Source organism: Roseateles oligotrophus, from assembly GCF_025717515.1.
Classification (GTDB): Bacteria; Pseudomonadota; Gammaproteobacteria; order Burkholderiales; family Burkholderiaceae_C; genus Paucibacter_A; species Paucibacter_A oligotrophus.
The window spans coordinates 59,609-81,880 of the sequence record NZ_JAJIRN010000014.1 but is presented as its reverse complement, the minus strand read 5'-3'; the positions used below and the strand labels follow the sequence as shown (position 1 = coordinate 81,880).

General features: G+C 62.6%; 19 protein-coding genes. 12 read left to right on the top strand and 7 right to left on the bottom strand.

Translation table 11 applies throughout. The annotated features are described in order from the left end of the window. Positions 1 to 1,078 precede the first annotated feature (1,078 nt). The 6 genes from LNV07_RS24995 to LNV07_RS24970 all read left to right on the top strand — a co-directional run bounded on the left by LNV07_RS24995 (position 1,079) and on the right by LNV07_RS24970 (position 6,872). Positions 1,079 to 1,507, top strand: a complete 429-nt coding sequence (locus tag LNV07_RS24995) for a universal stress protein (RefSeq protein WP_263573927.1) — start codon at positions 1,079 to 1,081, stop codon at positions 1,505 to 1,507. 22 nt (positions 1,508 to 1,529) lie between these two features. Beyond that, positions 1,530 to 1,991, top strand: coding sequence for a CBS domain-containing protein (locus LNV07_RS24990; RefSeq protein WP_263573926.1), 462 nt, complete (start codon positions 1,530 to 1,532; stop codon positions 1,989 to 1,991). Positions 1,992 to 2,006: 15 nt separating this feature from the next. Beyond that, a complete protein-coding gene (locus LNV07_RS24985; protein ID WP_263573925.1) occupies positions 2,007 to 2,720 on the top strand; it encodes an ABC transporter ATP-binding protein in 714 nt (237 codons plus the stop codon). A 15-nt stretch (positions 2,721 to 2,735) separates the two neighbouring features. After that, positions 2,736 to 5,126 (top strand): ABC transporter permease, encoded by a 2,391-nt coding sequence (locus LNV07_RS24980; protein WP_263573924.1) that lies wholly within the window; start codon positions 2,736 to 2,738, stop codon positions 5,124 to 5,126. 3 nt (positions 5,127 to 5,129) lie between these two features. Next, the gene (locus tag LNV07_RS24975) at positions 5,130 to 6,338 is read left to right on the top strand and encodes an efflux RND transporter periplasmic adaptor subunit (protein ID WP_263573923.1); all 1,209 of its coding nucleotides are present in this window, start codon (positions 5,130 to 5,132) and stop codon (positions 6,336 to 6,338) included. Positions 6,339 to 6,443: 105 nt separating this feature from the next. Beyond that, on the top strand, positions 6,444 to 6,872 hold the full coding sequence (locus LNV07_RS24970) for a universal stress protein (RefSeq protein ID WP_263573922.1): 429 nt from the start codon (positions 6,444 to 6,446) through the stop codon (positions 6,870 to 6,872). A 27-nt stretch (positions 6,873 to 6,899) separates the two neighbouring features. Here the strand turns inward: LNV07_RS24970 and LNV07_RS24965 are convergent, their stop codons facing one another. The 3 genes from LNV07_RS24965 to prsT form a co-directional block, all read right to left on the bottom strand. Next, a complete protein-coding gene (locus LNV07_RS24965; RefSeq protein WP_263573921.1) occupies positions 6,900 to 8,591 on the bottom strand; it encodes a hypothetical protein in 1,692 nt (563 codons plus the stop codon). Further along, positions 8,591 to 9,793 carry a glycosyltransferase gene (locus LNV07_RS24960; protein ID WP_263573920.1) on the bottom strand — a complete coding sequence of 401 codons (1,203 nt, stop codon included), beginning with the start codon at positions 9,791 to 9,793 and terminating at the stop codon, positions 8,591 to 8,593. Before LNV07_RS24960 ends, LNV07_RS24965 begins: the two co-directional genes overlap by 1 nt. Before the next feature lie 141 nt (positions 9,794 to 9,934). Continuing rightward, positions 9,935 to 12,730, bottom strand: coding sequence for an XrtA/PEP-CTERM system TPR-repeat protein PrsT (gene prsT, locus LNV07_RS24955; protein WP_263573919.1), 2,796 nt, complete (start codon positions 12,728 to 12,730; stop codon positions 9,935 to 9,937). A 432-nt stretch (positions 12,731 to 13,162) separates the two neighbouring features. Here prsT and LNV07_RS24950 point away from each other — a divergent pair, with 432 nt between their 5' ends. Both LNV07_RS24950 and LNV07_RS24945 read left to right on the top strand, forming a co-directional pair. Further along, the gene (locus LNV07_RS24950; protein WP_263573918.1) at positions 13,163 to 13,987 is read left to right on the top strand and encodes a hypothetical protein; all 825 of its coding nucleotides are present in this window, start codon (positions 13,163 to 13,165) and stop codon (positions 13,985 to 13,987) included. A gap of 95 nt (positions 13,988 to 14,082) precedes the next feature. Then, positions 14,083 to 14,727, top strand: a complete 645-nt coding sequence (locus LNV07_RS24945) for a SagB/ThcOx family dehydrogenase (protein WP_263573917.1) — start codon at positions 14,083 to 14,085, stop codon at positions 14,725 to 14,727. 113 nt (positions 14,728 to 14,840) lie between these two features. Here the strand turns inward: LNV07_RS24945 and LNV07_RS24940 are convergent, their stop codons facing one another. The 3 genes from LNV07_RS24940 to LNV07_RS24930 form a co-directional block, all read right to left on the bottom strand. After that, positions 14,841 to 15,758, bottom strand: coding sequence for a right-handed parallel beta-helix repeat-containing protein (locus tag LNV07_RS24940; RefSeq protein ID WP_263573916.1), 918 nt, complete (start codon positions 15,756 to 15,758; stop codon positions 14,841 to 14,843). 58 nt (positions 15,759 to 15,816) lie between these two features. Next, entirely contained in the window at positions 15,817 to 16,644 is an 828-nt protein-coding gene (locus tag LNV07_RS24935; RefSeq protein WP_263573915.1) for a hypothetical protein, read from the bottom strand. A gap of 86 nt (positions 16,645 to 16,730) precedes the next feature. Then, positions 16,731 to 17,408, bottom strand: coding sequence for a PEP-CTERM sorting domain-containing protein (locus LNV07_RS24930; protein WP_263573914.1), 678 nt, complete (start codon positions 17,406 to 17,408; stop codon positions 16,731 to 16,733). Between the two features lie 307 nt (positions 17,409 to 17,715). Between LNV07_RS24930 and LNV07_RS24925 the strand changes: the two genes are divergently transcribed. Together LNV07_RS24925 and LNV07_RS24920 are read left to right on the top strand one after the other, a co-directional pair. Further along, a complete protein-coding gene (locus LNV07_RS24925) occupies positions 17,716 to 18,372 on the top strand; it encodes a BON domain-containing protein (protein WP_263573913.1) in 657 nt (218 codons plus the stop codon). Between the two features lie 65 nt (positions 18,373 to 18,437). Continuing rightward, on the top strand, positions 18,438 to 19,727 hold the full coding sequence (locus LNV07_RS24920; RefSeq protein WP_263573932.1) for an SAM-dependent methyltransferase: 1,290 nt from the start codon (positions 18,438 to 18,440) through the stop codon (positions 19,725 to 19,727). On the opposite strand, the gene LNV07_RS24915 is transcribed toward LNV07_RS24920, so the two are convergent. Then, positions 19,672 to 20,709, bottom strand: a complete 1,038-nt coding sequence (locus tag LNV07_RS24915) for a CBASS cGAMP-activated phospholipase (protein ID WP_263573912.1) — start codon at positions 20,707 to 20,709, stop codon at positions 19,672 to 19,674. The two genes, LNV07_RS24920 and LNV07_RS24915, sit on opposite strands and share 56 nt — an antisense overlap. A 167-nt stretch (positions 20,710 to 20,876) precedes the next feature. On the opposite strand from LNV07_RS24915, the gene LNV07_RS24910 reads away from it, so the two are divergent. Next, positions 20,877 to 21,188, top strand: a complete 312-nt coding sequence (locus tag LNV07_RS24910; RefSeq protein ID WP_263573911.1) for a DUF883 family protein — start codon at positions 20,877 to 20,879, stop codon at positions 21,186 to 21,188. Between the two features lie 55 nt (positions 21,189 to 21,243). Further along, on the top strand, positions 21,244 to 22,248 hold the full coding sequence (locus LNV07_RS24905; protein WP_263573931.1) for a zinc-dependent alcohol dehydrogenase family protein: 1,005 nt from the start codon (positions 21,244 to 21,246) through the stop codon (positions 22,246 to 22,248). Positions 22,249 to 22,272 lie beyond the last annotated feature (24 nt).

Below are 22,272 nucleotides of genomic sequence, written 5' to 3'. Positions count from 1 at the left end.
CCTGAGCGGCGTCGTGTCGCGACAGGCCTCGGTGAACATATCAAACTCACGGTGTCGGCCCATAACCCTAGGCCTGCGCAGCTCCGGCCCAGGAGTCGCACAGGGTTCAGTCGGCCATGGTCGGCGGCCATGAACGGCGGCGGTGCCTTGAAACACCGACCGTCCGATTGCCGCGATCCCAAAGAAAGGACCATTTTTCCAGCGCTTTTTAAAGCAGCAAATCACGGTCCACGTGCTAGCAATTTCGACCGAAGCGCGGAGGACTTGAGTGCGCGGACTGGTCGGGGCTATTGATGAGTTCTTGACTTGGCTGTTCATCGCGGTTTAGCTTCGAATTGGGCCGGTGGATACCGGTCGGGCTTTTGGGCTCAATCGGCCATGTTGAGTTCCATTCGGGAGAAAACCAAAAATAGTTCTAAAGTTTTCCTTGGGTTTGCCGATGCTAGACACTTGCGCCCCAAGCAGTGGGCGCATAAGCGGGGGCATTTATTGCTTGTTCCAGGGCTGTGCCGCTCGCCCGTGGCTACAAAGGCTTGGCCACAAGCGGCGGTACACAGGTCCCGCGCTAAATGAAGGTCATTCAGGGAAGCCTTAGCCCGTTGTCGGTTCGCACGACAGCCGGATGTCCCCTGAAACTATCGGCCTGATTCAGCAAGCGTCTTGCGTGCAGGCTGCCCGATTCGTCATTGGCCGCGGCGGCCAAGCAATCCCGGCTGTCGTGATCGGCCCCCTTCGTCAACAAGGTCGGGGCACAGGCCAGTGGCATTGTGGGCTTTGGAATATCGTCAATACTTGCGCTGAGATACGCGGGAGATCATCGTTAGTGTTGCTAACGCAATAGTATTGAATCGGATATTGAATTTGAAGGCATGCATCGTCGCCAAGCTGAATATTCCTGGCTCAACTGCCTTGAACGGCCTTTGCTGCACCGTTGACTCGTTGTCGGTTCTTAACTACCGAGTAAATCGGAACGAGGGCAAGTTGACCGCGATTGCGCCCGCTCAATCGCAATGAGCCTGTTCAAGGCAAGCTGAAAGCAGGGTTTTTGATAGCACTGGTCACCTTGCAAGGACAGGAAATGTTGAAACTACTGATTGCGATTGATGGCTCGGAGGCATCGATGCATGCCATTGAGGCGGTAGCGACGATGGCGCGAGCCTCGGTGTCGCTGGATGTCTTGCTGCTGAATGTGCGCGACGGGCCGGTCTATTACGGGGAGCTGCCGGTTTTCAGCGCCGACGAGATCGAGTTGGCTCAACTCAAACGGCAAGATCAATTGCTGGCCGAGGCGACCACCAAGGTGCAGGACTGTGGTCTGACGGTGCGGGCCAGCCTGCGTGCCGAAGGTCTTGCGGCGCCGGAGATTGTTCGCCTCGCCGCCGAACATCAGGTCGACCAGATCGTCCTGGGTACGCGCGGCATGAGCGCGATCGGCAGCCTGTTGATCGGTTCGGTCGCGCAACGGGTTGTCCACTTGGCGACGATGCCGGTCTTGCTGGTCAAGTGAAGCTTTGCGGGGGCTGAAGATCATGGACAGCAAGAAAGCGCGCCTGAAGGACATCGCCACCGCCATCGTCGCGGTGGTGGAGCCCGAAACGCCGGCCTCGGTGGCGGCGCAATTGATGCGCAAGCACCATATCGGCTCGCTGGTCGTCGTCGATGCGAGCGAGCAGACGCGGCCTATCGGCATCGTCACCGACCGTGATCTGGTGCTGGCCCTGATGGCCGAAGGGCTGGACCCGCAGCTCTTCACCGCTGGCGACATCATGTCGGTCGATCTCGTGCTCGGGCACCCGGAGATGGATCTGATGGAGGCCGTCGGCCTGATGCGTCAGCATCGTCTGCGGCGCCTCGTCATCACCGATAAGGCGCAGCGTTTGGTCGGCATCGTGGCGATGGAGGATGTGCTGGAGACCTTGGCGCGTGAGCTGAGTGATTTGGCCGAAGCCATGCGCGGTGGGCGTGATCGCGAATTCAGTCAACGGGCATGACTTGCGAGGCTGCAGATGGGCAGCGCGAGTCAGGTGTTCAGCGCCAAAGGCCTCAGCAAGGTTTACGGCGAAGGCGAGACGGCGGTGCATGCGCTGCGCGGGGTCGATCTTGAAGTCGCGCCGGGTGAATTCATCGTGCTGCTGGGTGCGTCGGGCAGCGGCAAGTCGACGCTGCTGAATATTCTGGGCGGACTTGATATCCCCAGCGGCGGCGAGCTGCACTTTGCCGACCACCGGCTCAGCGGCGCCTCCGAGGCCGAGCTGACCCGCTACCGGCGCGAGCATGTCGGCTTTGTGTTTCAGTTCTACAACCTGATCCCCAGCCTGACGGTGCGCGAGAACATCGCGCTGGTGACCGATATCGCCAGCCACCCGATGCCGGTGGACGAGGCGATCTCGATGGTTGGGTTGTTGCCGCGCGCCGATCATTTCCCGGCGCAGTTGTCCGGCGGCGAACAGCAGCGCGTGGCGATCGCGCGGGCCATCGTCAAGCGGCCCGAGTTGCTGCTTTGCGACGAGCCGACTGGCGCGCTCGACTACCAGACCGGCAAGCTGGTGCTGGAGGTGATCGCCGGCGTCAACCAGCAACTCGGCACCACCGCCATCGTCATCACTCACAACGCCGCGATCGCCGCGATGGCCGATCGTGTCATCTATCTCGGTGATGGCTTGATACAGCGCATTGAGCGCAATGCCCGCAAGCTGAAGCCCTCGGAGCTGTCGTGGTGAGGCCGGGGGGCGGCGATGCGCGCGCTTGACCGCAAGCTGCTGCGCGATCTGCGCCTGCTCTGGAGCCAGGCCTTGACGATTGGGCTGGTCGTGGCCAGCGCGGTGGGCGGCTTCATCACCAGCTTGTCGGCGGTGGATTCGCTGGCCGTTGCCCGCGACGAGTTCTACGCCGAGGCTCATTTTGCCGACCTCTTCGTCGACCTGAAGCGAGCGCCGCTGGCCTTGCAGCAGCAGCTGCAGGAGTTGCCCGGCGTGCTCGCCGTGCAGACCACGCTGGAGCAGATGGTGCGGGTGGAGATTGCCGGTCTGCCCGATCCCATCATCGGCCGCTTGATCGGTTTGGAGCTGCGCCAAGGCAGGCAGCAGGAACAGCGCCTGAACCGGGTCTCGCTGCGCAGCGGCCGCTGGCTCAGCGCCGATCAGAGTGGCGACAAGGCCATTGAGGTGCTGGTCTCGCAGGCCTTTGCGCAGGCGCGCGGGCTCAAGCCGGGTGACAAGTTGTCGGCGCTGATCAACGGCCGTCAACGCGAACTGGTGATGGTGGGGGCGGCGCTGTCGCCCGAATATGTGTTTGCCGGTTTGCAAGGCATGCCGGATATGCGCGGTTTCGGCGTCTTCTGGCTGGACCGCGAGCAACTCGCCGCCGCCTACGATATGCGCGGTGCCTTCAACCGAGTGGCGATCAAGCTGGCCCCTGTTGCCTCGCAGCCGGCCCTGATCGCGCAGCTGAATACCCGCCTGGCGGCCTATGGCGCCGCCGACGCCCATGGCCGCGCGGACCAGCCCTCGCACGCGATGCTGGACAACGAGATCAAGGAGCAGCATGTGATGGGCAGTGTGCTGCCGGCGATCTTCCTCGGTGTGGCGGCCTTCTTGCTCAATGTCGTGTTGTCGCGTCTGGTGGCGACGCAACGCGAGCAGGTGGCCGCGTTGAAGGCGCTTGGCTACCCTAACCTCGACATTGCTGGCCACTATCTGCGCCTGGTCTTGCTGATCACCGCGCTGGGCCTCTTGCTGGGCCTGGTCTTGGGGGATTGGCTGGGTGGGCAGTTGACCGGCTTGTACGCGGAGTTCTTCCAGTTCCCGCGCTTCGAGCACCGGCTGGCGCCGGGCCTGGTGCTGATCGCTGCCGGCACCAGTTTGCTGACGGCAGTGTTGGCGACGGTGAATGCGATTGCCGCCATCGTGCGGCTGGCACCGGCCGAGGCGATGCGGCCGGCGGCACCGGGGCGCTACCGACGCTCGGCCCTGGAACGCTTGGCCACTTGGCTGGGCGGCGGGCAAGCGCCTTTGTCCTTGCGCATGATTTTGCGCAATATGGAGCGCCGGCCCTGGCGCAGCGGCCTCTCGATCGGCGGCGTGGCGGCCGCCGTGGCCATCGTCGTGATGGGCAACTTCTTCCGCGATGCGATCGACTACATCGTCGACACCCAGTTCAATCTGGCCATGCGCAGCGATGTGCTGATGTGGTTGAGCGAGGCCGCCAGTGACAGCGCTGGGCTCGACTTGCAGCGCTTGCCCGGCGTGCTGACGGTGGAGTCGGGGCGCGATGTGGCGGTGCGTTTCGTCAATGGGCATCTGAGCGAACGCGCCAGCATTCAGGGTTATGCCGCAATCCCGCAGCTGCGCCGCATCATCGATGTGGACGGCCATGAGGCGCTGCCTGGGCAGTTCGGTCTGGTGATCACGGACCGTCTGGCCGACAAGTTAGGCTTGGCGGTTGGCGACCGGGTACGGGTCGAGGTGCTGGAGGGTGACAGGCGCAGCCTGGTTCTGCCGCTGGAGCGCACCGTGCGCGAGATGATGGGCCTGAACGCTTATGCCGAGCGGCGCGCCTTGAATCGCTGGCTGGGCGAGGGCGATGTCAGCAATCTGTTTGCACTGGCGCTGGAGGGTGGCAGCGAAGCGAGTCTGTTGAGCGCCAGCAAGGCCTTGCCGAAAGTGGCAGGGGCTTTCAGCAAGGCCAGTCTTTTGCGCAATATGCAGGAGGTCAGCGCCCGCAATGTTCGCATCATGAGCAGCATCCTGACCTTTTTTGCCTGTGTCATCGCAGTCGGCGTGGTCTATAACAACGCGCGCATTGCGCTGGCCGAGCGGACTTGGGAGCTGGCCTCGCTGCGCGTGCTGGGCTTCAGTCGCGCCGAGGTGTCGGGGCTGCTGCTGGGCGAGTTGGGCCTCAGCATTGCCGTCGCCTTGCCGCTGGGCATGGGGCTGGGCTGGGCGCTGACGCATTCGGTGGTGGGGCTGCTGAAGTCGGATCAATTTCTCTTCCCCGTCGTCATCCTGCCGCGCACCTATGCCTTGGCCGGTCTGGTGGTGGTGACGGCGGGCGTGCTCAGCGCCCTGGTGGTGCGGCGCCATATCGACCGGCTCGACATGGTGGCCGCCTTGAAGACGAGGGAGTGAGCAATGCAGAGCGGCAAGATAAATAGCAAATGGCTGGCTGCCGGCGCCGCCATCGCCTTGCTGGCCCTGCTGGCCTGGGCGATGGCGCCGCGACCGGAGCTGGTCGAGGTGGCAGCGGTGCAAGTCGGGCCTTTTGAATCCAGCATCGAGGAGGATGGCAAGACCCGGGTTTTGGACCGTTATGTGGTCTCCGCCCCGCTGGCCGGGCGTTGGCTGCGGCCAAGCTTGCGCGAGGGCGATGCGGTGGCGGCCGGCGATTTGCTGGGTCAGATCCTGCCTGCCGCTGCGCCGCTGCTGGATGAGCGCAGCAGTGCCGAGCTCAGGGCGCGCGTCGATGCTGCCGATGCCGCTCAGCGCGCGGCCTTGAGCCGACTGGCCGTGGCCAAGGTCGGGCTGGAGCAGGCGCGGCGAACCTTGCTGCGCAGCGAGCAGCTGAGCCGCCAAGGCTTTGTCGGCGAGGCCAAGTTGGAGGGCGATCAACTTGCCATGCGTGCCGCCACCGAGGAGCAGGCAGCTGCGGCGGCCGAGGCGCAACTGGCGCAATTCGGACTGGTGCAAGCGCGTGCGGCATTGGGGCTGTTCAGCGGTGGTGGCGGCCGTGCGTTTGACTTGCGCTCACCGGTGGCCGGCTTGGTCTTGCGCCTGCATCAAGCCAGCGAAGCGGTGTTGGCGCTGGGTACGCCCTTGCTTGAAATCGGGGACACCGCCAAGCTGGAGGTGGTGGCCGAACTCTTGAGCGCCGATGCCTTGCTGGCCCGCCCGGGCAGCAAGGCCCTGATCGAACGCTGGGGCGGGCCGCAAGCCTTGACCGGCAAGGTCAGCCGGGTCGAGCCGGGCGCCTTCACCAAGGTGTCTGCGCTCGGGGTGGAGGAGCAGCGCGTGCGCGTGATCGTCGAATTGACAAGTCCCTTGGCCGGGCGCGAGCGGCTCGGCGACGGCTACCGGGTGGCGCTGAAAATCATCACCCGCAGCCTGCCGGAGGCGCTGCAAGTGCCCGTCAGCGCGGTTTTCCCCTTGCCCGGCGGCGGGCCTGAGCAGCGCGCGGTCTTCGCCGTCGAAGGCGGACGGGCGCGCTTGACCGAGGTCGAGTTGGAGGCGCGCAATGGCCGGGTGGCTTGGCTGCGCAAGGGCCCGGCGGTCGGCAGCGTCGTCATCAATTACCCGCCGCCGGCTGTCAAGGATGGAGCGAGGGTGCAAAAACGCAGCCCGTGAAGCGAGGCCGGATTCGGCCATCGTTGAGGGTGCGCAATCGACCCGCGCCGGCGTTCGCGACCATACGGTTCACAGTCAACTGGGCCTATAGAGGAGCTTTTCATCATGTTGAAACTACTGATTGCCGTCGACGGCTCGGAGCATGCCAAGCACGCCATAGCCGCCGTAGGCAGGCTCGCTGCAGCCACGACCGAGCTTCGCGTGACCTTGTTGAATGTCAGCCCCAGCCCGAGCTTTTACGGGGAAATGACGCCGCGGGCGTTTGATCAACTCGAAACCGCCATCTATCACGAGCAAAAGCGTGTGCTGGAGGAAGCGCAGGTTCTGGCCAAAGCGGCCGGCCTGACGGTGCTGGCAAGCGTGCGCACGGTCGGCGTGGTGGCGTCCGAGATCGTGCGGGTGGCGGAGCAGGAGGACATCGATCAAATCGTGATCGGAACCCATGGCCGAGGCGTGATGGGGAACTTCTTTCTAGGCTCGGTAGCGCAGCGGGTTGTCCACATCTCGCCCTTGCCGGTCTTGCTGGTGAAGTAATTGATTATCTGGACCTGCTAGGTCCAATCATTGGGCCTGGCTCACTTTTTCTGGGAGGGAGTCCGGCCCATTGCCGATGCGGCAGCGATACAGCTCGCCTGTGAACTCATGGTCGCCGATGATCTCCTGTCTGAAAGTGCAATGCTCTAAAAGATAGTCATTGATGATTATGACATCTGTTATTCGCTTGGAGCCGGCACTGCGCGCCATGCTGTTGATGACCGCAATAAAACGTGGCGGGCTGCGCCGGAAGTCTTCCAGCAACGCCGCCTCCATCTTTCCATGGGCCCAGTTCAGCATTGCTGCTCGGCGGGTGCCCGGTGGCGGAGGACCGTACATGCCGCTTGGCGGTGCTCCGGCCAAGGCCCAGGGGAACATCAAATTGCTGGCCGGTATCAAGCCGTTTTTGACATAGAAGCTGGGCCACATGCCCACCACATAAGCGTGCTCGCCGCGGCTCTCGCCCTTGAGGATGGCATTCACGGCACTGGCTTCGCGTTTGTTTCGAGTGCCGCCATGATTCATCCAAGTGCTGACGGCCATCAAGAGTGAAGGCGTGATCAGTGCAATGCTCAGGAGGGCTTTGCCGTTTCTCGGGCCCGCGTTCAAGAGCGCCGTACTCAGTTCGGCCAGGCCGATGCCGGCCAGCACCGCCATCAGCAACTCAACAGGCAGGATGTGATAGCCGTAGAAGACCGGCGAGATGAAGATCACCAGCAGCATGCTCAAGGTGCAAAAGAACAGTGCTAACTGGCGCTGCACATGACTTTGAGATTGCCGAAGGGCCGCAGCATGGGTTTTGTAATTGGCGCCGAGGACCGATGCCGATTGAATCGCGAAGAGCGTACACAGCCCCGGCTTCCCGGCCAATACAGACAGGACGCCGCCCAATTGCCATTGCAAGGTCTTTGCAAACGGCGTGGCGTCCGGCACGCCCCGCACGGCCGGGTAGATAAACAGATTGGCCAAAAACTCCAGCTCTTGACCGCGCAGATAGAACAGCAGCAGGAACAGACAGAAGGGCGTCAGCAAGCCTGCAATCAGCATCAGACTGTCAAGGACAAACAATCGATTGAAGCCCGCCGGCTTGACGCTGCGCAACGGCAGGTAGATGCCAAGCAGCAGCGCGGGCAGCGAAAATCCGTAGGTTTGCCGAGTTAGCGTGGCCAGCCCGAGCAGGGCGCCGGCGGTCAGCAAGGTCCAGCTTGGGCGCCGGCCGGGGCGGGCGAGCAGGGTGATCAGAGCCAGCAACAGAAACAGCCCGCCCAGCAATTCGGTCTTCAAGGCCAGATGGCTTGCATCGCTCGCCAGGGCCGAGAGCAGCAGCGCCGCCGCCGCTGTGGCAGCCAGAGCGCCACTCAACAAGTACGCCAGCCAAGCCACCGCTGCGGCCAGCAGCGCCACGTTGAGGTAGGCCGCCAGCTTGATCGCGCTCAGATCGTAGGTCGAACTGGCCAGTTGCACCAGTTGATGAACCAGGTAGATCATCGGCCCTTTGTTGTCATGGCAGCCGGCTACCGGTAGTTGATGTTCGGCCAGACCGCGCGCCGCACAGCTGGCGAAAAAGAGTTCATCAACTTGGATTGCGTCCTGGCTCCAGCGACCGAATTCCAGTCTGGCCAACATCGCCACGGACAGCAGCGCCAAGCACAGCATCGCGATCACGCCCGGCCAGGCCGGATTGCCACCGCCGGACGGTTGCTTGAGAAGATATCTCATCAGTGACGCGGCTTTCCCCAGGTGTAGACCGAGGTCACGGCGTAGTTCCAGACAGCGCCCACCACCACGCCGGCCAGCGCTGCCAGCAGCCATTGGCCCTTGGCGTCGAAGACATAGCTGGCAATGCCGACATTGGCGATGGCGCCGATGCTGCAGGCCAGCATGAAGGAGGCCAGCCCGCGCCACCAGCCAAAACCTTGCAAGCGTCGGTCCCGATAGGTCAACAGGTTATTGACCGTGAAATTGAAACTCATGGCCAGCAAGGTCGCGCTCGCTTGCGCCGATTGAAAGGCCAGGGACTCGCTCTTGAAGAGCGCGCCCAAGATGAGTAAATGCACGGCCAGACCGAGCGCCCCGATGCCGGCGAAGGCGATGAAGCGGACCGGCAGCAGGTGGCCGACCAGCTTATCCAGCAGCAGCATCAGGTAGTCCCATGCCGCTTGGTTGTCGAGTTTGCTTTCGCCCTGCTGGCGATTGCGGAATTGATAGGGGATTTCTACAAAACGCAGCGGCTTGCGGCCGGATGCGAACAGATCAACCAGGATCTTGAAACCCATGGCGGACAAGGCCCGCGCCCTAGCCAGGAAGACCTCGCGCCGCATCATGAAGAAGCCGCTCATCGGGTCCTTCAGGTCGGGCGGCACCACCAGATGACTGAGGCGGGTGGCGAAGCGGCTGATCATGGCGCGGCCGTCGTCCCATTGCCCGATGCCCCCGCCGTCAATATAGCGGCTGCCGATGGCGACATCGGCCTCGCCGCTGACAAGGGCCTGCAGCATGCGCGGCAGGATGGACTCGTCATGCTGCAAGTCGCCGTCCATGATCAGCACATAGGGGGCGCTGCTGGACATCACGCCCTCGACGCAGGCGGAGGACAGGCCGCGCCGGCCCAGTCGTTGCAGGCAGCGCACATGCGGGTTGGCGCGGGCCATAGCGCGGGCCAGTTCGGCCGTGCCGTCGGGCGAATCATCATCGACAAAGATGACTTCCCAGGCAATCTCTTGCAACTGAATGGCGAGGCGACGCACCAACTCGTACAGATTGCCGCGCTCGTTGAAGGTCGGCACGATCACGGACAACAGCGGCGCACCGTTTGACGGCGATTGCTCGATCAAGACGGGCGCGGCCAAGGCGCTGTGTTGCTCCGACTGAGCATCGGTTCTTGCTTCCCCGGCCAGAGATTCACGTGCAAGAGCAGGCATGGTCTGACCCTATTCATCCACGGATCTGCCCGTGCGTCAACGCGGGCGGATGCCGGCGCCCGGGCAGGATCGCTGCAGCTTGAGGTCGAGCAATTGAGTATGCTCAATGCCGCTGAGGACTGAAATATGTTGTGCCGCAATTCACAGCGACTTGCGCAGCTCGTCCACCTGCGTCTTGCCCGCAAAACGGTCTCCCAGCGCGGTCAGTTGATCCAGTTGCGCCTTTGCCATTGACTTGTTACCGGCCTTCAGATAGATCCGCGCCAGACTCAGCTTCAGTAATGGGTTATCCGGCTGCACTTTGATTGCTTGCGCCTGCACTTCCACCGCCTTGGCGAACTGCTTGTCTTCGGCCAGGGCCTGCGCCCAGGTATCCATGAAGGCCGCTTGCTGGGGGCTCAAGGAATTGGCTTTGTCCGCATGGGCCAGGGCGCCGGGCTTATTCATTTGCATCAGCACCCAAGCGAGGTTGTTCAGCACTGCGGCGTTGTCGGGGTCCAGCTGAGCCACCGCCAGCAGCCGGGTCTCGGCGGCAGCGTAGTCTTGCCGCGTCATCGCCATTTCACCCAGATAGAGCAGGAACACCCCGTCGTTCGGGTACTCCTTCAGCCATTCGGCCGAGAACTTGCCGGCCTCGCTGGTTTTGCCGCCCGCCATCAATGCCTCGTGCAGCTTGATGGCCAAGGCGTTGCCGGCCTTAGTCTTGCTCAGCGCCGTGCGATAGGCCGCAGCGGCGGCGTCCCATTTCTTCATCCTGGACTGCAGCGCGGCCTCGCTCACAAAGCCCGCCGCCTCTTGCGGCCGCAGCTTCTGGATCTCGCGCGCGATCTTCAATGCTTGGTCCGCATGGCCGGAGGCGAACTGCAAATCAATCAGACCCTGCATCACCGGCAAGAAGCCGGGCCGCAGCGCCAAGGCGCGGTTCAGGTGTTGAATCGCCGCCGGCAAATCCTTCATCGCCACACTGACCTGCGCCAGACTCATCAGCGGCAGCGGCGATTTGGGCTGCAAGGCCGCCAGTTGCTTGAAGGCTGCGGCGGCTTGGTTGAAGTCTCCAGCGGCCATTTGCACCCGGCCCAGCGCATCGATCATGCCGGCGTCGTTGGGCAAGGCAGCCACACCGTCCTGTGCTACCGCCAAGGCGAGCTTGATGTCCTGGTTGCGAAGATGCTGATTGATCAGCAAAAGCCTTGTCTGCGCTTTGGCCGGGTCGGCATTGATGGCGCTGGCGAGCAACTGGTTGATCTCCTCCTTGCCGGCGGCGCCACGCGAGCGCAGCACGGCCAGCGCGACCAAGCCGCGCGAATTCTGCGGGTCATGGCTCAACAGCGTTTCGATGCGCTTGCGGGCGCGCTCCGGTTGTTGCTCTTGCAGGTCCAACGCCGCCAAGGCTGCGTAGGCCGGAAAGTCACTCGGCGCGATGACCAGTGCACGCTCGAAGCTGGCACGTGCGGCCGCACTGTCGCCGCGTGCGAGGGCAACCCGGCCCCGCAGCATGGCGGCAAGCGGCTTGTCGGGCTGCTTCTTCTCAAGCGCATCAGTCGCCCGCAAGGCCGCCTCGAATTCCCGGCGCGACAGCAGCGCGCTGATCAAGGCCTGGTCCGATTCGCCGCCCTTGCTGTCCGCCGCGGCGATGGTTTGCAAGTCCTTGATGGCCGAGCCCGCCTCGGCTTCGCCTGCGCCCAGGCGACTATAGGCCAGCGCCCCGCGCAGCCGTGGATCTTCCGGCTTGAGCTTGGCGGCGGCGGCGAACAGCGTTTTGGCCTGCTTCGTCTCACCGGATTGCTGATGGCCCATCGCCGCCAGCGTCAGCAATTCGGCGTCTGCATCGTTCTTTTTCAGCAGCAGCGGCTGCAGCGTCGTCAGCGCCAATGCCGGCTGCGATGAGCGCAGATAGCTGCGGGCCAGCAAGCGGCGCAGCACGGAATTGCCCGGCGTGATTTGCAAGGCATTGGCGAGCAAGGATTCGGCCTTGCTCAAATCACCCGCTTGCAAGGCCACCGTGCCGGCCAGTTGCATCCAGGCAGGATTTGATGGCCCCGCACTCAGCAGCTTGTCGGCCAGTTGAGTGGCGCCGCGCAGATCACCTCGCTGCAAGCTCAGCAGGGTCTCGAAGTAGAGCGTTTGTTTGTGCTCGGGCAGGGCCTTCTTCATGCTGTCAAACGCAGCCTGCGCGGCGACATAGTTTTGCTGGGCCATCCAGCTTGAAACGATGCCGCCATGCGCGGCGGCCGAGTCGGGTTGCAGGCGCAGGGCTTGCTGGAAGGCATCAATCGCTTTGGCCACCTTCGTCGGATTGGCGCCCGCCTGTGCGCTGCCGAGCATTTCGCCGTACTGCAGCCAAGCCTTGACATCGTTCGGTGCGCTCAGCAGCAGCGCCGCCACGCTGGCGAGCGCGGCCTCGACCTGCCCATCGGCCGCCAGTTGGCGTGCTTGCAGCAAGCGGGCCGGCGCATGCTGAGGCGCCGATTTCAAGGCCGCAGCCAGAGCGGCATCTCCGCGCGCTTTGTCCCCCTTGTTGAAAAGGGCCAAAGCGAGCGAAGTCTTCAAATCGGCATTCGCCACCGGCTCGGCCAGTTCGGTCGCGGCATAGGATTCGATCACCCGCTGGCTTTCACCCTTGGCGAGCCAGGCGCGGGCCAAGGGTGGCAGCGCCAGTTCGGTGGGGTATTTGAACTCGATCGCCTTGCGAAACTCAACTTCGGCGCCTGCCGCATTGCCGCTATCCAGCAGGGTCTGGCCCAGCAAAAAGCGCGCCTCGGCCAACTCGGGATTCTTCTGCAGCACTCGTTTGAGCTGAATGACGGCGGCCTTGCTGTCCTTCTTCTCGATATAGGACTTGGCCGAACTCAGCAAGGCGCCGCTACTGTTCTCGGCTTGGTCGCCGCAACCAACCATAAATACCAAACCGAGTAGGCAAAAAGACGCTCGAAACATAGGCTTGAATCGATTGGCGCTGCGCCGCTGTGAAGAGGCGCCCGGCGCCGAACTTGGAGCGATGTTGGCGGTGAAATGGAAGCTCATTGGCCATGATTGCAGACTGAGCGCGTTGGTCAACTGCTTCGGCGGGGTCGATTGAGCGAGCGCAATTTATCGGCGCTGCCTGTGGTCGATTCGCGATTGATCGACTACCTATTGCTTGGCCAACCCCTCGTTCAAGGGGGGGCAGGCCGCAGGGCAGGGGCTGCCTTGAGCCTACGCAATTTTTGGCCGGGCAGCGCTCCTAGAGTGATTCAGCCGCGTCCTATGGCCGGGGCCTAAGCCGTTATTTACCAACCTAGTCCTCAAAGGGGATTCCTCATGAAATCATTGAAACTCAAAAAAACCATGGTGGCGGGCGCTGTGCTCGGCTTTATGGCCTTGTCCGGCATGAGCGGGGCCGCCATGGCGGCGCCGATATTGACCATCGTCGATGCGGCCAACGTCCCTGCTTCAATCCACAAGGAGATCCTGGGTGATCAGGGTGGCACCGATTACTCGGTCGGCAACGGTACGAAAAATGGCCCCGGCCTGCCTTCGGTCGGCTCGGCAGTGACAGGCACCAGTTGGCCGACGACAGGGGCCAATGGATTCGCAGTTGAAGCCGGAGTTGGTACAGGCATGACAGGGTTTCACGCTTCCTATTTGAATGTCAACAAGGATGCCGATGTGACCTTCCAGTTCATGGGCCGTGGCAATGCCTCGCTGGTGAACAATTTCTATGTGGATCTCAATAATGACAATGACTATCTCGATGCCGGTGAGAAGTTGTTTGTAGGAGGAGTTACCACGGCTTGCGCGATGTTCGGTGGGACCACACCATCCTGCGATAAGACCTCGGGCGGTCTTGCCGGCGGTCAGAACGAATACACTTTCAATCTGAAAGCCGGGCGAATCAAGTTTGCCTACGAGACAGGCGCAACCCCGGGTGTCTGGCTGGAGAACTCCGGTGCCGGCAATGGCAACCCGGACACCGCACTGGGTCAAATGCCTGGTTACTTCCTGGGAGTTGACCCCTATCAGGCAAGCGGGCAATTTCAAACCTCGGGCAGCGCTGTCTATGCCGGCCTGACCGACCTACCGGCCTCAACTGATCATGACTTCCAGGATCTGGGTGTACGCATCAGCGTGGTGCCGGAGCCAAGTGGCATTGCGCTGGCCTTTGCCGGTTTGGCTGGCCTGGCCTATAGCAGCCGTTGCAAAAAGAAGGCCTGATACCGGCGGCATTGAGCAAGAGGCGCCATGCGGTGGACTATTGTCTTGTCCGCGCGCATGGCGCCTTGTCGGTTTCTGGATGCGAGGGCTTGATGATGAACACTTTGACCAAGTTGGCGCGGGGCTTGATGGGGCGAACCGTGAGCCGGGAATCGATTGGCGATGCGGCATCGACGCTGGCCTTGCTACCGCCGGAACTCGACGGCGGCCTGCCATTGATGCAGGCCTTGCAGCGGCGTCAGTCTCAGCGCGATTTTTCGCCCAATGCCTTGCCGGCGCAGAGTTTGAGCAACCTGCTTTGGGCCGCAGCGGGTGTCAACCGCCCCAAGCTCGGCGGGCGCACGGCGCCGAGCGCGATGAACGCGCAGGAAATTGATCTGTACGTGGCGCTGCCCGAGGGTCTGTACCGTTTTGAAGCCGAAGCGCATCAACTGCGTTTGCAGCAGGCCAAGGATGTCAGGGCTGTCACTGGCTATCAGGACTTTGTCGATACGGCGCCGCTCGATCTGATCTTCGTGGCCGATCACCGTCGCATGATGCTGGTGCCGGCCAAGCATCGCAACGCCTATGCCAACGCCGCCGCCGGAGCGATGGCGCAGAACGTCTATCTGTATTGCGCCTCAGCGGGCTTGGCCACAGTGATCCGTGCTTGGATTGACCACGATGGCTTGTCCAAGGCGATGGGGCTGACGCAAGACGAAGAGCTGCTACTGGCGCAAACCGTCGGCATGCCCGCTTGAAGGCGAGCCATCAGAACAGGTAAAGCCAAGAAGAGCGTCCCGTATGGTTGACGCCGACTTCCCGGCTCACCTGCCACTTGCGATTCCCCATTGGCAGGTGATTGGATAGGGGCTCAAGGACACAAGAGGTTGCTGTCGCAGGCGTTGCCGCCCAGATTTACGCCGCCATTGATATTGCCCCCGCCGTTCGTAGAAACGACGTTCCGGGCATATCCGATGGAATTCGTATTGGTCAGCATCCACAAGCCGATGCCGCCATTCGTTGCGACCACATTGTCGGCAATCAGGCTCCCGCCGCCTGCGAGGATGCCAAAGCCGCGGTTGGTAGTGACAACGTTTCTCAGGATTGCCGACTCGGTACCGACGCCGATACCGAAGGCATTGCCGATCGCGTTGATGTCTTGCACGCGAGTCCCGTAGCTCGCGGAGCTGCGCAAATCAATTGCCGCGTTGCCCATGCCTCGGATGCTGCCGTTCTTGATACTGATCTGGCTGCTGGCGATGGGCGCGGTTGGCAGAGACTTCACGCCCACGCCGCTGCCTGTGAGGCTGCACCCTACCACTCCGCTTGGGGCGACATTGCACTGGTTCGGACCCAAGATCGAGAAGCCGTTGAGATCCAGCGTCACGTTTGGTGCGTTGATCTCGATCGCGTTTGTGTTGGCATCGGGGACGGTCAGGTTGCTGGCCAGTCTGTAGCTGCCAGGCTGATTGATGCTGACGGGGAAGCCGGCAGCGTCTCCAGGCGTCACACCGCCAGCATTGGCGCGGGCTTGATCGATCAACACCACGCCGTCCACGGCCAAGGCCTGGCCGGCCAAGCCCAGAGTGGAGCCCACTAGCAGCAACATTGTTTTGAAACGCAAAGCATTCATTGCTAAAACCTCCATTGACAAGAATTTGAACGATTCAATAGGCCGGCGAGCGGCGGGCTTTTCGCTTCTCGGTTCAGGTGAGAAATAGTGCGACAGACACCTGTCCGCCCGGTTGAAGCCCGCGCAGCCCTGCGGATTCAGACCAGCCAGCGCCAATTGCTATGGGTTGGCTGGCTGGCTGGTCTGAATTGAGATTGCTTCGAGTGCGCCTGTCTCAGCAAGGCCCGGCGCCACACACATTAGCTCCGGTAGGTATATTGCCCGCAGCAATTTGAGGCATGGCGTTGCCGCCATTGTTGAAGCTGAATACATTGACGCCGTAGCCATTGCCTGTTCCAGCCAAGCCGAGACCGCCATTGCCGCTGATCAGGTTATTCAGCAGCGAGCTGAAACTCGCTTCGACTGCATTGCCCAGATTGAACTCCAGGACATTGCCTTGTACGAGGCCTCGGCTGCCTGAAATGCCCTTGCGATTCAGGAAAATCGTGCTGCGGGTCAATGTGAAGCTTGCGGCGCCTGCGCCAAACGCAGCGACGCCGGAGCCTCCGTTGTTGGCAATAATCAAACCGTCTATTTGACAAGTACCGGAGCAAGATATGCCGTGCAAGCCCATGCCGCGAATGCCACCATTGCCAATGCTGACGCTCGCGCCGTTTTCAATTCGGATGCCGACACCGGTGCCACTGGGGATGCAGGCCACATCACTCTGTCCATTGAAGTCGCAGAAGGGGTGACCGGCAATCATGAAACCGTTTAAATCAAGGCTTACGTTCAAGACGCTGCCGGCCGGGGACCGAATTTCGATCGCGGTGGTGTTGCCACCACCTAAGCCCAGATTGAGATTGCTGGCCAGCCGATAGCTGCCCGAGGTACTGATAGTTACCGGGAAGCCGGGAGAGTCATCCGATGTCACGTTGCCCGCCATGGCCCGAGCCTGGTCGATCAGGATGACGCCGTCCACCGCAAAGGCCTGGCCAGTAACGGCCATCCCCAGCGTGGCAGCAAAAAGCACAGAGATGGTCTTCAAACGCAAAGTGTTCATTTTCAAAGCTCCGTCGATAAATAGTTGAAGGATTCAATCGAACAGCGAGCAGCCTGCCTTTAAGGATTGCTGCCGGCCGAGTGCCCTTATGGCAACTTCTTGCCTCGCCGGCTGAATCCGGCGCAGCCCAGCAGGCCCAAGCCGGTCAGTGCGAGCGTGGCGGGCTCGGGCACCAGATTGCCCTGAACTTCATACTGGATGAAATTGCTATTCAGGTCGGTGTATTGGCCGGTCAGGACAAAAGAGCGCAGCGCGAATTTGCCAAGATCAGGTCTAGTCGAGGGCAGGGCGTCGCTGCTGAATGCCGTGCCGGTGTCGTCTTGCAGAGTCAATGAAATGCTGAAGTAATCGTTCAAGCCGGCCTGAGTTCCCTCCCATGCATGGACCAGGTACTGATCAATTCCGCCTGGAGCACCATCAACGACGGAAATGCTCAATGAATGCATGACCGGGAATAAAACAGAGCCAAGCACGGCCGCAAAGCCGTAGGTGCCGCCAGTCCATGCGTAGCTCCCGACATCGGCTGCTGGATTAAGGTCGCTCGCCGAGGTATCGAAGTTCATATACGAATACATCGGCGTGCCGACTTGCACCGCGCCAGACAAGGGGTCGAAGGGGTCGAATACGGTTTGAGTAACCTGACCGGCAAAGTTGAATGTCACGGGCGCTGAATGAGCTTCGTGGTTGATGCCGGCCAAACCGAGAAGTAGCAGGCCGGCGCCAAAAATGTGGGGGGCTTGTGTGCGTAAAAGCTTGGTTGACATGGTTTTTCCTTTATTCAAAAAATCGACCCGAGCTAAGACCCCTAGCCAAAGTCACCTGAGTGCTAAAAATGCAAGCCCGTGCAAACTCGCAGCCCGAATGGTGAAGGCCTTGTCGAGCAAAAAATTGATGAAACTCAATGCCTCTCTCGGAGCGAACTTATTCAAGGTAGGGGGGAGGCCGGCGAATAACGGTGTACTGGAGCGCATGCAAAGCCAAGCATTGAGTCTGCGCAAGTTCTTGCCTGCCTTCTCACCTATCTTTGAGTTCGAGGCGCAGTCGGCGCGCCAATCTTGGAGAGGACTCAGCATGAAAACCGATGCAGTGTTGAAGCAGGATGTGCAGGCCGAGTTGGCTTGGGATCCGAATGTGGATGAAACCCGGATCGGCGTTGCCGTTAAGGACAGCGTGGTCACGCTAAGCGGCCATCTGGACAGCCTCGCGGAAAAAGTAGCGGCCGAGCGTGCCGCGAAACGGGTCTTTGGCGTCAAGGCCTTGGCGGTCGAGATCGAGGTCACGCCGCTTGCAGCGCACCGTCGCAGCGACACCGAAATTGCCGCCGCCGCACGCAGCGCTCTAAGCTGGAATTCGCAGGTCCCGGATGGGCGCGTCAGCCTGAAAGTGGAGGGCGGTCATGTCACGCTCGAGGGCGAGTTGGACTGGGGCTTTCAGCGCCGCAGCGCCGAGACCGTCATCCGGCCCTTGCTGGGAGTGACCGGCATCAGCAACCGCATCACGATCAGGCCGCGCGCCTTGCCTGGTGACTTGTCGGCGCGGATTCAGACCGCGCTGACCCGGCAAGCGATGCGCGAGGCCAAACGTGTGCAATTGACGGTTGACCCAGACGGACTGGTGACCTTGGAGGGGCCGGTGCATTCCTGGGCCGAACGCAATGCGGTGGAGGGCGCGGTCTGGTCGGCGCCGGGCGTCACCGGCATCATCAATCGCATCTCGGTCGAAACGTGAGCAAGCGACAAGGTCTGGAGCTGCGCTTGGGGCCGCGCAGCATCGCCGGTTTGGTCGATGCGCAAATGTTCGCGTCACTGCCTTGCAAGTTGGCGCTGGCCTGGCCCGGCGGCCGGCTCGGTGCCAAGGCCGCCGACGTCAGCCTGACCCTGCACGACACGCCGCTGCTGCTGGGTTTGATGCGTGGGCAGATTGGGCAGTTGGCCGATGCCTATGTGCGCGGGCGCATGGACATTGAAGGCTCACTGGCCGATGTGATGAAGGTGGCTGCGCATCTGGTCGGCGATCCGGTCAAACGTGGCGAGCAGGGCTTATGGCCGGCGCGGATGCGGCATTGGCGCTCGCGCTGGCGCCACCACCAGATGCGCGATGCGCGCTCGGTGCAGTCACATTACGATCTGTCGGACGAGTTCTTCGCGCTCTGGCTGGATCCGCGCCGGGTCTATTCCTGTGCCTATTTTCGCGATCCTGGCATGAGCTTGGCAGAGGCGCAGGAGGCCAAGCTTGACCATATCTGTCGCAAGTTGCAGTTAGCACCGGGGCAGCGCTTTCTGGATGTCGGTGCGGGCTGGGGAGGCCTGCTGTTGTGGGCGGCCGAGCATTACGGCGTGCAGGCGACCGGCATCACGCTGTCGCAGAACCAGCATCGCTATGTCACGCAGCTGATCGAAGAGCGCGGCCTGGGTGGGCGGGTCGAGATGCGTTTGCTCGACTATCGCCAGCTTCCCGAGTCGCAAACCTTTGACCGCATCGCCTCGGTCGGCATGTTCGAGCATGTCGGCCGTGGTCATTTGCGCAGCTACTTTGCCCGTCTGTGCAGCCACCTGCGGCCCGGCGGTCTGGTGCTCAATCACGGCATCACGGCGGGCGGCCTGCGCAATGAAAGCCTGGGCGCCGGTATCGGCGACTACATCGAGCAGCACATTTTTCCGGGCGGCGAGTTGGTGCATGTGGCGCAGGTGGCGCAGCATTTGGCCGAGGGTGGCCTGGAGTTGCTGGATGCCGAAAACCTGCGGCCGCATTACGCCCGCACCTTGTGGGCATGGTCGGACGGCTTGGAGCGCCAATTGGAGGCGGCCCGCGGTTTGACCGACGAGGCCAAGGTGCGTGCCTACCGTTTGTATCTGGCCGGGTCGGCGATGAGTTTCGAGCAGGGCTGGTTGTCGCTCTACCAATTGCTGGCGGCCAGACCGAACGGTGTGGCGGACGGTGTTGCGGACGGTGTGGCGGCCGATGCAGCGACTACTGCTGACCTTGTGACTGCCGATGGCTTGCGCGGTGCGCAGTCAGATTACCGCTTCAATCGCGCGCATATGTATGCGCAGACTGAGCCTGAAAATTACGGGCCTCGCTGAGGTGGCCGTAGAAGCGCTCCATCTGCAACATCAGCTCGGGCTGCAAGGTTTCGCGGGCGAGGCGGGTCAGCCGCTTGGCGGCAGCGGGCGTGGCGACATCAATGCCCAGGCCCGCATCCGCCGGCCAGTCGGCGTCCAGGTGCAGATAGCGCTCGCCGAGCCGGTCTTCCATCATGGCCCTGACATGCTGCTGCTGCACGCTGATCAAGGTCATCAACAGGCGGCCATCGGTCAGCCAGCCGACGGCGCCGGCCGCCTCGTCCAGGCCTTCGCTGGGCTGGTAATGCGCGGCCGCCGTGCCGATCGACAGCATCGACACCTTTGCTGGCTCGATGCCGATGAAATATTCGAGCTCGTGCAGGGCAACCTGGTCTGGCGCAACGGCAAACAGGCCGCCATCGGCATATAAGCGCGAGCCTATGCGCACCGAGGGAAAGTAGGCCGGCGCGGCGCAAGAGGCCATCGCCACATCCACGGCGCGCAACTCAGCATCACCGAGCGAGCCCGCCGCATGCGGAGTCTTGAATATCTTGGCCCGGCAGCTGCCGATGTCGACGGCCGGCACCACCACCGGGTGCAGGGCGTCGCCCAGTCGCAAGTCGCCGAACTCGCTTTGCAGCGCTTCGCGCAGCCGCTCACCGCTGTATTTGGGGCCCAGCACCGAGCGGCTCATGTCCAGCAAACGACCCACCATGCTGGCGGGCAGCGGCCGGCCCGAGAACACGGCCGGGCCATGCTCGGTGATCAGCCTGACGAGCCGGCTCATCGGTATCTCGAAGGCCAAGGCCAGCGCCAGCACCGCGCCGATCGAGCTACCGGCCAGCAGATCGAAATGGCGTGCCAGCGGGCGCGTGGCACCCGCCTCCAAGGCGTCCAGCAGCGTGGCGGTGTAGAGCCCGAGAAAACCGCCGCCCGCCAGGGCTAGCGCATGTTGTGGGGTGGCGGTGGTGGCGTTGATATCGGCAGGTTCAGCGCTTGACATGGTGCTAGGACTCCCGGTGCTGTCGGCGGCGGCGATGTGGGCAGTCTGAATCCTTGTTGCCCCGCGCCGATTGACGCCGCTCATTCGCGGCTTGATTGATTCTGCTCAGTGGCTGGCACCGTAGGGCTTATAGATTAGCTCTTGCAATTCACTGCAGGAGTCTGGAAATGCCCCAAGTTCATGAAATCCATACCGACAAGCTGAAGAATGATCTGCGTGTCTTGATCGCGGATGCCGAGGAGGTCTTGCGCGCCACCTCGGGCCAGGCCGGCGAAGACATGCATGAGCTGCGCCTGCGCATGCAGGGCAATTTGCAGCGCGCCAAGACCAGCCTGGCGCAGCTGCCGCAGCGTGCGCTCGAGCAGGCGCGCGCCGCAGGGCAGGCGACCGACGGCTATGTGCACGAAAACCCCTGGAAGGCCATCACCGCCACGGCCGGCATCGGCCTGCTGCTGGGCATGTTGATCAGCCGCCGCTGAGGCGTTGGCGGCCATGACCGCCACGCCGGACCCAGCGACGCAGTCCTGGTTGTCGATGGCGCTGCAGGCGCCTGGCCGTGGCTTGGTGGAGGTCTGGCAGCAGGGCTTGCCGCAGCCCGCTGCCGGGCAGTTGCGGATCAAGGTTGCGGCCTGCGGGGTCTGCCGCACCGACCTGCACATCATCGACGGAGAGCTGCCATTTCCGGCCGAGCGGGCCGACCCTGGCGTGGTGCCCGGTCATGAGGTGGTCGGGCGGGTTGATGCGCTGGGTGCCGGCGTGCTTGGCTTCGCGTTGGGAGCCCGCGTCGGCGTGCCTTGGCTGGGCTGGACCTGCGGCGCCTGCCCGCATTGCCTGCAAGGGCGCGAGAACCTCTGCGAGAGCGCCCGTTTCACCGGCTGGCAGCTCGCCGGAGGCTATGCCCAGTACATGTTGGCCGATGCGCGCTATGTGTTCGAGTTGCCGCCGGGCTATGACGATGAGCATGCGGCGCCCTTGCTCTGTGCCGGGCTGATCGGCTACCGGGCCTATCGCATGTCCGGCTTGGCCCAGGCCAAATCGGGCCGGCTGGGTCTGTACGGCTTTGGTGCGGCCGCCCATTTGCTCGCACAGCTGGCGATGGCGCAGGGTTTGGAGGTCTACGCGTTCACCCGGCCGGGTGACGAGCGTGCACAAGCCTTGGCGCGGCGCTTGGGCCTGCAATGGGTGGGCGATTCGGCGCAGCCGCCCCCGCAGCCGCTTGACGCCGCCTTGCTGTTTGCGCCGCAAGGCAGCCTGGTGCCGCAGGCCTTGCGGGCGGTGCGAGCGGGCGGGGCGGTGGTGTGCGCCGGCATCCATATGAGCGACATTCCCACGTTTCCCTATGCCTGGCTGTGGGGCGAGCGGCGCCTGCAATCGGTCGCCAATCTGAGCCGTGCCGATGGCGAGGAATTCCTGCGCCTGGCCGCTCGCCTGCCCTTGCAAGTACACACGCAAGCCTATGCCTTGTGCAAGGCCGAACAGGCCTTGCACGAGCTGCGCCAGGGCCAGGTCGAAGGGGCTGCGGTGCTCTTGATGACATAACGTCATAACTGCACAACTTTCCTA